The organism is Clostridium sp. UBA6640, from assembly GCF_002455975.1.
Classification (GTDB): Bacteria; Bacillota; Clostridia; order Clostridiales; family Clostridiaceae; genus Clostridium_J.
In genome coordinates, this window is the sequence record NZ_DKLM01000031.1 from 45,641 (window position 1) to 59,736 (window position 14,096).

Here is a 14,096-nt window from a genome sequence, read left to right on the forward strand (position 1 = left end):
GAATAAATATTAAACCACAAGACGCACTAAAAAAACTGGCGAACACTGTTCTCATCTACAATAAAACACTAGCAAATGTAGNNTTCCGAACTATACTGCACCCCAAGGTAACCCTAAAGGGCTTCGCGCTGTTCCCCAGGGGTGGTAAAAAAATCAATTAAAGAAATTAGTTTGATAAAACTAATTTCAACAATAATTGTCAATTCTCCATTGTCAATTGTCAATTTTTAAGGTCATAAATTAACACATAAAATTCTCAACTATATTAAGACATATATTAAAATTTAAAGTAGTTTATCTATATATTATATCCTAGTATGCATTAAAAATTAATAAGATCACTTAAAGTAAAAAGTAAAATTGTGAATGACTGCCGCACTTTTTAACTATTAACATTTAAAATAAATTGAAAACTTCTCCTTTAAAGGAGAAGTCACAACAATCGTCAATTATCAATTGTAAAAATTCTATATTCCATAATTTATTACTTTAAAAAATTATTTTACTTATAGTAGTTGTTATAAAGCAAACCATTATTGCAATGGCAGTAGGCATCAAAAATGATACTAGTGTCCATTTATTACTACCAGTCTCTTTTTTAATAGTCCAAATAGTTGTACCACAAGGAAAATGTAATAGTGAAAATAACATGGTATTTAATAATGTTAAATATGTCCAACCGTTGTTAACTAGTATATTCTTAAGTTGCTCTATACTGTCATGTTCAATCATAACACCATTTGATAGATATCCCATTAAAAGTATAGGAAGTACTATTTCATTTGCAGGAAATCCTAATAAAAAAGCCATTAATATATATCCATCAAGACCTATTAGTTTTCCAAAAGGTTGCAGGAAGTTAGCAATATGTGCTACTATGCTCATATCACCTATCATTACATTGCTTAATATATAGGTTATAAGCCCTGCTGGAGCTGCTACTAGCATTGCTCTACATAATACAAATATAGTTCTATCAATTATTGAAGTATATATAACCCTGCCTATTTGAGGTTTTCTATATGGTGGAAGTTCTAAGGTAAAGGAAGAAGGCATTCCTTTTAATATAGTTTTAGATAAAATAAAAGAACTTATTAACGTAATTACTACTCCTAGAACTACTAAAGCTACAACCATCAATGCTGCTACTATAGAATTAACTCTATCAGAGGCAAATGTGCCTCCTACAAAAATTATAGAGAGAGCTATTAAAGTAGGAAATCTTCCATTACAAGGAACGAAATTATTAGTTAATATCGCTATTAACCTCTCTCTAGGTGAATCAATAATTCTGCAAGCAATGACCCCTGCTGCATTACAGCCAAAACCCATACACATAGTTAAGACTTGCTTTCCATGACAACAAGCTTTTTTAAATGCTTTATCTAGATTAAAGCAAACTCTAGGTAAGTATCCGCTATCCTCTAATATAGTGAATAGGGGGAAAAATATAGCCATAGGTGGAAGCATAACTGAAACTACCCACGCTAAGGTTTTATATACTCCTAAAACTACAATGTTACAAAACCATATAGGCAATTTTATTGTAATAAGTAAATCCATAATCTTATCTTCAAAAGAAAATAATACCTTAGCTAAAAACTCCGAAGGTACATTAGCACCTTCAATAGTTATCCATAAAATTAAGGTTAGCATCAAAAGCATTATAGGAATGCCTGTTGCCTTAGAAGTCAATATATTATCTATCTTCTGCTGTTGTAATATCTTATTTTTACTTTTATTAATAGTACTTTTTACTATATCTTCACATTGCTTATATATATCAGATACAATTATATCCCTTACCTTATTATTTTGTTTTTCTCTAAAATTTTTGATTTCCTCTTCAATTTCACTATCGTCTTCAATAAAATCTTCACTTATATATTTTCTTATAGATTGTTTTATACTCTCATCTCCATCTAACAATCTAAGTGCAGTCCATCTATAATTTATTCCACTATATTTGTTTTCAAGTAATGAAGATACTTTATTTATTTCATCATTAATGCTTTCACTATAATTTATTTTTAAAGTTTCTTCCCATTTTTCTTTTAGTGCATTTTCATATATAGCTTCTTTTAAATCTTCTATTCCTATTCCACTTCTTGCAGAGGTAGGTATTATAGGTACTTTTAGTTTCTTGCTTAATTCGTCTATGTCTATTTTTATATTCTTCTTTTTTGCTTCATCCATAAGGTTTAGACAAACTAAAACTTTAGGAGTAATTTCTAATATTTGAAGCAACAAGTTTAAATTTCTCTCAATACAAGTAGCATCCAAAACTACTACAGTCAAATCTGCATTTCCAAAGCAAATATAATCTCTAGCTACTTCCTCTTCTGTTGAACTAGCTAAAAGAGAATAAGTTCCTGGTAAGTCTACTAAAATAAATTCTTTCTCCTTATAATTAAAGTTACCTTGAAAATTAACTACTGTTTTTCCAGGCCAATTACCTGTATGTTGTCGAAGTCCTGTTAGAGCGTTAAAAACTGTACTTTTTCCTGTGTTGGGATTGCCTGCTAATGCAATAACTCTTTGGTTATCCTTTTTCTTATTAACTATTTGAATGTCCTCTAAATTTTTCTTTTTAGTAGAATCAAAAGTTAACCCCATAGTATACCTCCTAAAGTTTTTCTTCACATACTAATATATTATCTGCCTCTTCTTTTCTTAAAGCTATACAAGTATCTCTTATAAAATAAGCAGTTGGCTCACCTAAAGGTGCTTCTCTTAATACATACAATTCTGTATTAGGAACAAAACCTAAGTCTAATAATCTTTGTTTCGACAGGCCTTTTGATAGAATTTCTGAAATTACTACTACAGTTCCAACATTAACTTCACTTAATTTCTTTAAATGTTTTTCCACTTTTTGCCTCCTTTAAAATTAGTCCCTATTTTATAATATGTAAAATAATGTATATGGCTACAGCTATATACATATACCGGCTCTAAATTTGATATATATGAAAATAATCAATATTTTTTGGTATCATAGTTAAGCTATTGAATTCATAATGTACAATGCACAATTATGGATATTTCTCAGCAGTGGCTGAGAAACTTTGAATTGATTAACTGTAGCGGCGAACAATGTTCGCCACAGAATAACTAGCAATAAAATTGCTAGGCAAAAAAATCCCTTTAAAGAAATTATTTTGCTAAAAAATAATTTCAACCTTAATTGTGCATTGTGCATTAAATAGACTTTGTCTATAAAAATAATAACCCTAAAATAATCATTTAATACTTTGACCATGATTACTTTAGGGTTTACCATTTTAAATCTTAACTATAATATAGTTTTTAAAGCTCTATCTAAATCTAAAATTATATCTTCAACGTCTTCAAGTCCTACAGCTAAACGAACTAAGTTATCTTTAATTCCAGCTTCTAGTCTTTCTTCAGGAGCATATGGTGAGTGAGTCATTGATGCAGGATGTTGAATTAGAGTTTCTGCATCTCCAAGGCTTACTGCTAAACTACAAAGCTTAGTATTGTTTATCATTTTTCTACCTTCTTCTAGTCCTCCTTTTATTTCAAAAGCAATTATTGCACCTGGTAATGACATTTGCTTTTGTGCTAATTCATATTGTGGAAAACTTTCAAGTCCTGGATAATATACTTTTTCGACTGCTTTATGATTTTCCAAGAATTCTGCTACCTTCATGGCATTATCACAGTGCTTTTCCATTCTAAGTGGAAGTGTTTTCATCCCTCTTATAACTAAGAAAGCATCAAATGGGCTCATACTAGACCCTGTCATATCTTTAACTCCAAATAATCTTACCTGCTTTATAAATTCACTTGAACCTATTACAAATCCACATACTACATCCCCATGACCATTTAAAAATTTTGTACCAGAATGTATAACTACATCAGCACCTAATTCCAATGGCCTTTGGATATATGGTGTACAGAAAGTATTATCTACCATTACTAAACAATTTTCATTTTCATGAGCAATTTTACATATAGCTTCTATATCTGTTAAATCTAAGTTTGGGTTTGCTGGACTTTCTAAATAAACTACTCTAGTATTTTCTCTCATAGCATCTTTCACATTTTGTGGATCTTTGGTGTCAACAAAAGTAATTTCTACTCCAAATCTAGTTAATCCATGGCTTAAATATGCAAAAGTACATCCGTAAAGAGTCTTTGCTGCTACTATATGATCTCCTGCTTTTAAAGCTGTCCATAATGCTGAAGAAATTGCCCCCATACCAGAACTCATTGACATAGCAGCTTCTCCACCTTCAAGTATTGCTAACTTTTCTTCTAAAACACTATTAGTAGGGTTACCTAATCTACTATATATATATCCTTCTTCCTCTAAAGCAAATCTATTTCCACCTTGCTCTGCTGAATCAAAAACAAAAGTAGAACTTTGGTATATTGGAGTAGCTAATGCACCATATTCATTTTTTTTAGCCCCACCATGTATAGCTTTTGTCGAAAATCCCATTTGCTTTAATTGCCCTTTATTCATATGTATGCCCCCTTAATATTTTATATTGTATCTTCACAAAATAATATTAAAGCAATTATTATGCCACAGGATGAAAAATCTGTAAGTTGTTAATATTCTAGCCATTCTACCTGATAATCTTACTATTAAACTATTTTATAATAAGCAAGTGGAACTTTTTCAAACCAATAACGGTAAATAATTTTTACATATGGTTAATTTTCTTTCCATTTTATATTATATTTATTTATCTTATTTATAATAGTAGTATGGGTGACCCCTAATGCTTTTCCAGTTTTTCTAATACTTTTATGTTTTTGTAATGCTTCAATTATTGATGCCTTTTCTACTTTTTCTATACTTTCTTTTAAAGTTAGACATTTCCCATCTTCTCTTGGTTCTCTATTAAAATTATGCGGATTTATATCTAACATCAAACTATCTATAGTTAGAATGTTGGAAGAGGATAAATTCATAGCTCTTTCAACAATATTTTTAAGTTCTCTAATATTCCCAGGCCAATGGTACTCTAATAGTTTATTTATAAATCCTGTATCTACACCTACTATATTTTTATTCAAAGATAGATTCAATTCTTCAATAAAATAGTTTACAAGGCTAGGTATATCCTCACTTCTATCTCTTAAAGGTGGTATGTATAATGGAATTACATTCAATCTATAATATAAGTCCTCTCTAAAACTCTTCTTCTTGATCATTTCTTCTAAATTTCTATTTGTAGCCCCTATTATCCTTACATCTACTTTTTCTTCCCTACTACTTCCTATTTTTCTTACTGCAGAATTTTGTAATACTCTTAAAAGTTTTGATTGAAGAACCATTGATAACTCTCCTATTTCATCTAAAAACAATGTTCCTCCACTAGCCTCTTTAATAAGTCCATCTTTACCACTATTTAAAGCACCAGTAAAGCTTCCTTTTTCATACCCAAAAAGTTCACTTTCAATTAAACTATCTGGTAATGCTGCACAATTTATTGCTATAAAAGGTTTGTCCATTCTTGGGCTTAGGTTATGTATGGCTTTCGCAAAAAGCTCTTTTCCTGTACCGCTTTCTCCTCTAACTAATATGGTGGAACTACCCTTTGCTACTGTATGTGCGATTTTTTTAGTTCTTTCAATAACAATGCTATTCCCAACAATCTCATTAAATGCACCATCCTTTGTATAAGATACTACTTTTGCCATTTCTATAGCTTTTTTCATATCTCTTATAGATGACACCCATCCCAATGTATTTCCATTATCACATTTTATATGTCTTCCTGTAGCAATATAATGGCTATTTCCCCTTTCGTTTTTGCTGTTAAATTCTAAATTAGTATAGTCCTTTCCGCTTTTAATAAGATTTATTATAGGTGCATCTTCTTTTATTATGGTTCGAACATCTTTGCCAATAACCTCTTCTCTTTTGTAATGAAAGATTTTTTCACAATAACGATTAAATGTTTCTATTTGAAAATTTTTATTTACTGCCATAATACCATCATCTACAGAATCTATAAGTGCTAAAAGTTTTCTTTCATTTGCTTCATAAGTTAATAACTCTACTTCATTTATACTCTTAACTTCATCTATAGAAGTTATATCTTCCATTAAAGATAACTTTTTATTTTCACTAATTTTTTCAATTTTAATATATATCTTCTTTGGAAATACCTCAATAGATATAAGATTTATATTAGAAGCATATAGTTTTTCTAATATTTGAAGGGTTATACCTATTTTATCTTCTGTTATGATTTTAAATCTAATATATCTATTCATAACTCTCTCCCTCAGGCTACTTTTAAATCAAAGAAATCAACTTGATACTTCTCTTTTTAAAAAGAAGTATCAACAATTTTCTATAGTCAATTGCCAATTATACACTATGTTTATTATCCTATATTATAATATAGATTTCCAATCTAAAACTTTATTTGATTGCAATTTTATAGAAACCTTAGTAGCTTTCATGTATTTTTGTAACCTCAATAGTCAAATCATTCATTTTTCTTATGAAATTCATAATTATTAACAAATATTTTACAATAATTTAAAATTTAACAGTCATTTGTTCAAATTTTCTCTATTTACTCACTTTATCTTAAATGTTATAATAAAGAAAATAATAACTATATAAATTTAGTTAGTTATCAACTTCAACTGCTATAATTAACTAGTAAAATGTAGCAATAAATTTAGCAAGTAATCGATATTTTATTTAGTAGCAAGCATCGCCCTAATCACAGCTGATTGTATAACCCAAAATAGTTTAGTATTTTATTTGTTTGAAAGCATAACATTATTTTTAATGATATAAACTTAGCAATTACATTGCAACAACCCAATTTATAGCAGTTGAAGTGATTTCTCTAAAAAATATAGCCCTACAATTTTTGTAGGGCTTTTTAATGTTTTAAATATATACTTTTATTTTTTATCTGATCCTAAAAAATATGCTAATATAATTCCTCCTATCATAGCTGCTATAGCTATAATTCCATCTATATTAAGAATAAATCCCGGATAAATTGGAAATACAGAACCAATTACAAGTCCTAATATTGCAAAATATGTAGGTTGGGGGAATCTACTTAATAATTTATCAATAACCTTAGTTGTAAATACTATACCTATTATTACTCCTAATCCTATTGGAATTAAAAGAGGAATATTAAATTCTGCTACTGCAGTTATAGCTGTTGTATATAATCCTATTAAGAGTAGTATAAAAGAACCACTTATCCCTGGTACAACCATCGCTGAGGCTCCTATTATTCCTGCTAATAATAGTTTAATAAATGAATTAACAGTTAAATCTCTAATAACCGCTACATTAGCTTCTGGTGGCATTATTATAGACAAAGCTATTAAAATTCCAAGAGTTATTGCAAATGGAATTATACTAGATGTTTTGAATTTAGACTCTAACGCCTTTTTACCTATCATAGGAATGCTTCCTATGATAAGCCCTATAAAGAAAAAATTTGTAGGTATAGGTTTATTCTCTAATAAAGTCTTAATTAATTTACTAAAAAGTACAATACCTGTGCCTGCACCAATACCTATTGGAAATAAAAATATTAAGTTTTTCTTCCAATCCTTTAAAATCCCACTTATAGAGGCTATAAGCTTATCGTATATATTTAATACTACAGCCATTGTTCCTCCACTAACACCTGGAATGATATTGGCAATACCTATAACCATTCCTTTAAAGAAGTTTATTAAATTCTCCATCTTAAATCTCTCCTTATTTTTGAGACTAATCTTTAAAGTCGTATTTATAATGTTAACAGATATATTATAAAATAGCTTGCTTATAAAAGCACTAGTTATTTGCTATTTTAATAAGTTTATAATATTTCTGTCAAAAAAATATATTAAAATCTATAATAAAGCTCTTATCTTGAATTTAAAATAAATCTTTTGTTTATTTATCTACTATTTATTGTTTATTGTTTATAGATTATACATAAAAATTATTTTAAATTTTCTTAATATAAACACTTTTTAAAACAAATAAAAAAACATGTATAGATTATCATGATGGTGAAAGTTAATTTATAGGGGGTTAAACTTATGGCAAGTCAAAACAAATCTAAAGAAAAAATGCCTAGCTTTAGTGCTGCATTGTTTGTAGTATTTTTTCTATGTGCTGCTATGGCAGTACAAATCTTTGTATTAAAGCAACCATACGCAACACATATTACATTAATTTTAGCAACAGTGGTTGCTGCAATAGTTGCACTTATGTCTGGATTTAGTTGGAGTGATGTTGAAAAAGGAATACTTTATGGTTGTGAAATAGCAATGATTCCTATGCTTATACTGATGCTTGTAGGAGTACTTATAGCATCTTGGATACCTGCTGGTACAATTCCTACATTAATCTATTATGGACTTAAACTAATTTCGCCTAAATATTTTTTATTAACTGCCGCATTTATCTGTGCAGTTGCTTCAGTATCAACTGGAAGTAGTTATACTACAGGTGCTACCTTTGGTGTTGCCTTTATGGGTATTAGTATGGGACTTAATATTCCACCTGAGCTAACTGCTGGTGCTATTATAACTGGTTCTATATTTGGTGATAAAATGTCTCCCCTTTCAGATTCAACTAACCTTTCTGCCGGAGTTGGTGAAGCAAATTTATTTGATCATGTAAAAAGTATGATTTATACTACTGGTCCAGCATTTATACTTTCATTAATACTTTATGGAATATTAGGCTTAAAGTTTAAGAGTACATCAATTGATACAACTCAAATAGATATCATGTTAAATGGATTAAAAGATAATTATTGGATTAGTCCTGCAACTATAATTCCACCTATTGTAGTAGTTATATTAGCTGTAAAAAAAGTCTCTGGCCTTGCAGTTATGGTTATTGCATCCTTAGTTGGACTATTATTTGCGGTGTTATTTCAAGGTTATGGTGTTGGTGAAATGCTTTCTTTTATGAATGATGGATTTGTTTCTAGCACAGGTATTGCAGAAATTGACTCTCTACTTAGTCGTGGTGGACTTCAAAGTATGATGTGGACAATCTCTCTTGGCTTCTTAGCATTAAGCCTTGGTGGAGTTCTAGAGAAAACTAAAGTATTAGAAGTCATATTAGGGAAAATTCCTAAAATTGTAAGTACTCAAAAAGGGCTTATAACTACACACGTTTTATCCGGTATAGCAGTTAACATATTCTCAGCTAGCCAATATATGGGCATCATTATTCCTGGCAGAATGTTAGTTCCAGCTTATAAGAAGCTAAATTTACTTCCACAAGTTTGTTCAAGAACCTGTGAGGACTCTGCTACAGTAACTTCTCCATTAGTTCCTTGGGGATTATGTGGTGTTTATTTTACAGGAGTACTAGGAGTTCCAACTCTTTCTTATGCACCTTATGTGTTCTTGGCATATTTAACACCACTAATAGCTATAATTTACGCTTATACTGATAAGTTTATGTTCAAAGAAGGAGATATTAAATCTTTAAGTAGCTATAAAAATAATAACTTAGAATTAAAATAAGGAGAAGACTAATGAATAAAACTAATTACATTAATAAAGAAACAGTAATAAGTCTATTATCAAAACTTGTTGAAATACCTAGTCCTTATTTTCAAGAAAAAGAAATTATGAATTTTACTTATGATTGGTTAAAACATAGAGATTTAAATCCTAAATTTCATAATTATGTAGAAAATAACGTAACAAAATTTCAAGGAGTAAATGTTATTGGAAGTTTAAAGGGTAATTCAAGTGGACCTTGTATATATTTAAATGCTCATCTAGATACAGTTAATCTTTGTAACGGTTGGACTTACGATGGATTAAAAACAACTATTGAAGATAATAAACTTTATGGTTTGGGTGCTTTAGATATGAAATCTGGCGCAGTAGCTATAATGCTTGCCTTAGAAGCTTTTAAAAATTTAGTAGATGACTTTAAAGGTGAAATAATATATTCCTTTGTTTCTGATGAAGAAGGCCCTTACGGATTAGGTACTAACGCAGTAATTGAAGATGGAATTGCCAAAAATGCTGATGTGGCAATAGTTACTGAACCTAGTAGCGGTTTTTGCTCTAAACCTTTTCCTTGTCTATGTTTAGGTGCTAGAGGTGGTTATAATTACACTGTTAACTTTCATGGTAAATCTGCTCATGCAGCTAATCCTGATAAAGGTATAAATGCTGCTATAGAAGCAGCTAAAGTTATGCTTGAACTTGAGAAATCAAATTTAATTGAAGATGACAAATTAGGAAAAGGTTCAATATGTGTCATTTCTACAGAAGGCGGCGGACAAGCATGTAGTGTACCAGACACTTCTTCCTTTACAGTTTTTAGACATATTGTAAGAGGAGAAAATGAGGAAACTATTAAAAATGAATTGTTTGAAGCTGTAAAAAAAGCTGACATAAATTCAAAAATAGAATTTAATTTTAGAGAAGCTCCTAGTGAAGGAACTAGAGGGTTTATGCCTTATACTGTAGATGAAAATAACATCTATGTTCAAAAAATGATAAAATCTATTGAAAGTTGTTGTGGTAAAAGTCCCCATATTGCGTATTTTTCAAGCATAGGTGACTTTAATTATATAGGTTCAAGATTGAATATTCCTACTCTAATTTTCGGTGCTGATGGAGAAAACTATCACACTGCTAACGAATTTGTATATATTGATTCAGTTATTGATACAGCACTTTCAATTTTTGATTTTCTAATAAATAGTCTTTCTATTTAAGCACTAACCTCCTGTAGTTTCTATAGGAGGTTTCTCTGCTTAAATATTAATATAATTTTACGATTTCTTAAAGAGAAAGAAATAAAAGCTTAACTTAACAATTAAAAGTTGCTTATTTTATTCTTAATTCTTTAAAAAATTAAATGCCTCAACCCTATTAAGCATTTAAATATAAATACAAATTGGAACTGTTTTTTATCTCCTCTCAATGATAGAATATTATTAGCTATGAATTTAGAGATTCTCATGATTCATGAGAATTATAAATTTATTTAAGGGGTCTAAAATTTGCTACAATAATGAATAATTATTTTTTATGAGGCACCTAAGAGAGCAAAATATCTTAATATATAATTGTTAAGTATGATGAGCTCTTTATAATTAAATTAAAAGAGAGTTGAAGTTTATGATATCAGTAGATTTACTTTTATATAATGGAAAGATTATAAGTTTAGAAAATAACAATGCTATTTATCATTGGATAGCTATAAAAAATAATTTAATATATGACTTTGGAAATGATGAAGGTTTTAAAGCTTATATATCCAATAGTTCAGATGTAATTGATTTAAAAGGAAAAACTATTCTTCCTGGTTTTTATGATAGTCATGTCCATTTAGTTCAAACAGGATTAAATAGCTTAAGCCTTGATTTAAGTGAATGTACAAGCCTTAAACAAATATTTCGATTAATTGAATACAAAGCTAAAGAAACTCCTAAAGGTCAATTTATACGAGCTACGGGACTTGATGAATATAAGCTAGATGAAAAAAGACTTCCTAATAGATATGAGCTAGATAATTGTGCACCTGATCATCCTGTATGGATAAATAGAGTTGAATATCACACTAGTATAGTAAATTCCTTAGCTCTTCATAAGCTTAAAACACCTTTAAATGCAGAAGGAATAGAAACGAAAAACAATATTCCTACAGGAGTTTTAACAGGAAGTGCTAGTGCTCTAGTAAGAAAGCAAATACTAGCAAAAATCAGTTCAGAGATGAGATTAGAAGGAGTAAATAAAACTTTAATAGATGCTATAGCTAAAGGAGTAACTTCCATAAATGCTATGGAAGGAGGATTCACCTTCCATGATAAGGATGCTGAATTCATTTATAATAATAAAGATAGTTTTCCTATAGATATTATTTTATTTTATCAAACAGTGAATATAAACAAAGTTCTTGATAAAAATCTTAAAAGAATTGGCGGAAGTATATTCCTAGATGGATCTTTCGGTTCCAGAACTGCTGCTCTTTCTGAACCTTATTTAGGCTATGACGATGCTTACGGAAAACTTTATTTCACTCAAGAAGAAATAAATTCTTTTATTCTTAAAGCATATAAAAATAATATGCAAGTAAGTACACATGCTGTTGGAGAAAGAGCTATTGAGCAAATTATAACTGCTCATGAATATGCCCAAAGCATCTATCCTAATAAAAATCTTAGGAATAGAGTAGAACATTTTGAACTTCCATCTTTAAATCACATAAAAAGAGCAAAGAAGCTTGGATTAATTGCATCCATGCAGCCTACCTACGAATATCTTTGGGGTGGATATGATAAAATGTACTCTAAAACAATTGGTAAGAAAAAATGTGAAAAGACAAATCCATTTAGAAAAATAATTGATAATGGACTAATAATTTGTGGTGGTTCAGATAGTGATGTAACTCCTATTAACCCTATTTTAGGTATTCATTCTGCTGTCAATCATCCTATAAGTGAACATAGGATATCTGTTATAGAAGCCATTAAGATGTTTACTATAAATAGTGCTTATGCAGTTTTTGAGGATAATATTAAAGGATCAATTAAAGTTGATAAGTATGCTGATTTTGTAGTCTTAAATGAAAATCCTTTAGGGATACCTAAAGAAAATCTTAAGGATATAGAGATTTTGGCAACTATAAAAGAAGGACATATACTTTATGAAAATAACCTTAGATAATTGAAGATATTATTTAGAACAAAGGGTGATGTCAGTTGAAAAAACTTGAAATATACCTTCTCGGGAATATAGAAATACGATTAGACAGCCAATCAATCCTCGAAAAACTAAGTAGTAAAGCTATTGCTTTACTGTGCTTTTTATGTGCTAATAAAGGAAAAAAGTTTGGAAGAGATAAATTGGCTACTTACTTTTGGAATGGAGTTAATATTGAATCTGCTAGATACAATTTAAGATATAATTTTTGGAATATAAGAAAAATTATAAATGAAAATAAATTTTCTGAAGACATAATAATTAGCACAAAAGATTCATGTATGATTAATCCTAATTATGATTTTTATATAGATATTTTTCATTTAGACAATATATTAAACTCTATAGAAAAAAATCATAATACAAAAGTTAATCTTAATGATGCTAAAAAACTTTTTAGAGGTGAATTTTTAGAAGAATTTTATATAAAAAATTGTCCTGAATTTAATGACTGGATATTTTATGAAAGAGCAAAGCTCCAAAGGACTTATGAAGATATTTTATGTAAACTTATAGATATACATTATGAAGATAAAGAGTATGATAATGCTATCAATCTTTTAGAAGAAATGTTAAATATAAATCCTTTTAAAGAAGAATTATATTTAAAACTTATGAAAATATATATTGACTTAGGGGATAGAAGTTCTGCTATTAAACAATATGAAAGATGTGAAAATATTCTTAGAGAAGAGCTAAACGTGAGACCCATGGAGGATATTCGTAATCTTTATGAAGGTTTAATCAATGGTTCTTTAAAACCTTCCCATAAAGAAAGATACATAGAAAATACATCTGTTAAGTTAACACTTTTAAAAATAGATAAAAATGATATAAAACCATTGCAAATGAATTTATCAAAAGCGTCATCTAAAAATATAATGTGCACAAAATGTTATCCTATAAAATCTATAAATTACTGTTGGATTTCAAATGTTATTGATTGTATTATTTCAATTTATGATATAGGACAATTAAGAAGGTTTGAAAAGTATTATTGGGTAGACCTGCTTAGAGTACACCCTAAAGTTCAATATATAGATGATACCTTAATTGTCCGAGACATACTAACACCTCAAACAGAAAAAAATAGAATATTTATTGCTTTAGAAAATTTATTAAATTATATATCTGCTATAACTGTTATTACAATTATAATAGAAAACTTGCATATGATGGATAATATCTCCTTTGATTTCTTGCAATACTATATAATTAGGAATGAAAATATTAATATAAAATTTATTGTAAGTTCTGATGAAAATGATAGCAAATTTGATAAATTAAAATATACTTAGTATAACCTATATAATCAAGAATTGACCATGAATAACTGATTATTTTTATTTGTAGCGGCGAACGGTGTTCGCCACTTTTTAAAACAA

Annotated in this window: 9 protein-coding genes; 4 read left to right on the plus strand and 5 right to left on the minus strand. The window is 28.9% G+C overall.

The genetic code is table 11. The features are described from left to right. Nucleotides 1-489: 489 nt before the first annotated feature. From feoB to B2W91_RS03535, 5 genes are all read right to left on the minus strand, one after another. Nucleotides 490-2,616, minus strand: a complete 2,127-nt coding sequence (gene feoB, locus B2W91_RS03515; RefSeq protein WP_291578895.1) for a ferrous iron transport protein B — start codon at nucleotides 2,614-2,616, stop codon at nucleotides 490-492. A gap of 10 nt (nucleotides 2,617-2,626) precedes the next feature. Continuing rightward, nucleotides 2,627-2,872 carry a FeoA family protein gene (locus B2W91_RS03520; RefSeq protein ID WP_291578896.1) on the minus strand — a complete coding sequence of 82 codons (246 nt, stop codon included), beginning with the start codon at nucleotides 2,870-2,872 and terminating at the stop codon, nucleotides 2,627-2,629. Between the two features lie 423 nt (nucleotides 2,873-3,295). Beyond that, nucleotides 3,296-4,495: a methionine gamma-lyase gene (megL, locus tag B2W91_RS03525; protein ID WP_291578897.1), complete on the minus strand. Its 1,200-nt coding sequence runs from the start codon at nucleotides 4,493-4,495 to the stop codon at nucleotides 3,296-3,298. A 194-nt stretch (nucleotides 4,496-4,689) separates the two neighbouring features. Next, nucleotides 4,690-6,261, minus strand: coding sequence for a sigma 54-interacting transcriptional regulator (locus tag B2W91_RS03530; protein WP_291578898.1), 1,572 nt, complete (start codon nucleotides 6,259-6,261; stop codon nucleotides 4,690-4,692). Nucleotides 6,262-6,909: 648 nt separating this feature from the next. Continuing rightward, complete coding sequence (locus B2W91_RS03535; RefSeq protein ID WP_291578899.1) at nucleotides 6,910-7,719, minus strand: DUF368 domain-containing protein; 810 nt, start codon at nucleotides 7,717-7,719, stop codon at nucleotides 6,910-6,912. 342 nt (nucleotides 7,720-8,061) lie between these two features. On the opposite strand from B2W91_RS03535, the gene nhaC reads away from it, so the two are divergent. The 4 genes from nhaC (at nucleotide 8,062) to B2W91_RS03555 (ending at nucleotide 14,009) form a co-directional block, all read left to right on the plus strand. Next, nucleotides 8,062-9,507, plus strand: coding sequence for a Na+/H+ antiporter NhaC (nhaC, locus tag B2W91_RS03540; RefSeq protein WP_291578900.1), 1,446 nt, complete (start codon nucleotides 8,062-8,064; stop codon nucleotides 9,505-9,507). An 11-nt stretch (nucleotides 9,508-9,518) separates the two neighbouring features. Then, nucleotides 9,519-10,721 (plus strand): M20 family metallopeptidase, encoded by a 1,203-nt coding sequence (locus B2W91_RS03545; protein ID WP_291578901.1) that lies wholly within the window; start codon nucleotides 9,519-9,521, stop codon nucleotides 10,719-10,721. A 406-nt stretch (nucleotides 10,722-11,127) separates the two neighbouring features. After that, nucleotides 11,128-12,675 carry an amidohydrolase gene (locus tag B2W91_RS03550; protein WP_291578902.1) on the plus strand — a complete coding sequence of 516 codons (1,548 nt, stop codon included), beginning with the start codon at nucleotides 11,128-11,130 and terminating at the stop codon, nucleotides 12,673-12,675. 35 nt (nucleotides 12,676-12,710) lie between these two features. Continuing rightward, nucleotides 12,711-14,009 carry an AfsR/SARP family transcriptional regulator gene (locus B2W91_RS03555; RefSeq protein WP_291578903.1) on the plus strand — a complete coding sequence of 433 codons (1,299 nt, stop codon included), beginning with the start codon at nucleotides 12,711-12,713 and terminating at the stop codon, nucleotides 14,007-14,009. Nucleotides 14,010-14,096 lie beyond the last annotated feature (87 nt).

Coding starts and splice junctions, on each gene's coding strand:
- feoB (WP_291578895.1), bottom strand. CDS start 2,616: ATGGGGTTAACTTTTGATTCTACTAAAAAGAAAAATTTAGAGGACATT.
- megL (WP_291578897.1), bottom strand. CDS start 4,495: ATGAATAAAGGGCAATTAAAGCAAATGGGATTTTCGACAAAAGCTATA.
- B2W91_RS03530 (WP_291578898.1), bottom strand. CDS start 6,261: ATGAATAGATATATTAGATTTAAAATCATAACAGAAGATAAAATAGGT.
- B2W91_RS03535 (WP_291578899.1), bottom strand. CDS start 7,719: ATGGAGAATTTAATAAACTTCTTTAAAGGAATGGTTATAGGTATTGCC.
- nhaC (WP_291578900.1), top strand. CDS start 8,062: ATGGCAAGTCAAAACAAATCTAAAGAAAAAATGCCTAGCTTTAGTGCT.
- B2W91_RS03545 (WP_291578901.1), top strand. CDS start 9,519: ATGAATAAAACTAATTACATTAATAAAGAAACAGTAATAAGTCTATTA.
- B2W91_RS03550 (WP_291578902.1), top strand. CDS start 11,128: ATGATATCAGTAGATTTACTTTTATATAATGGAAAGATTATAAGTTTA.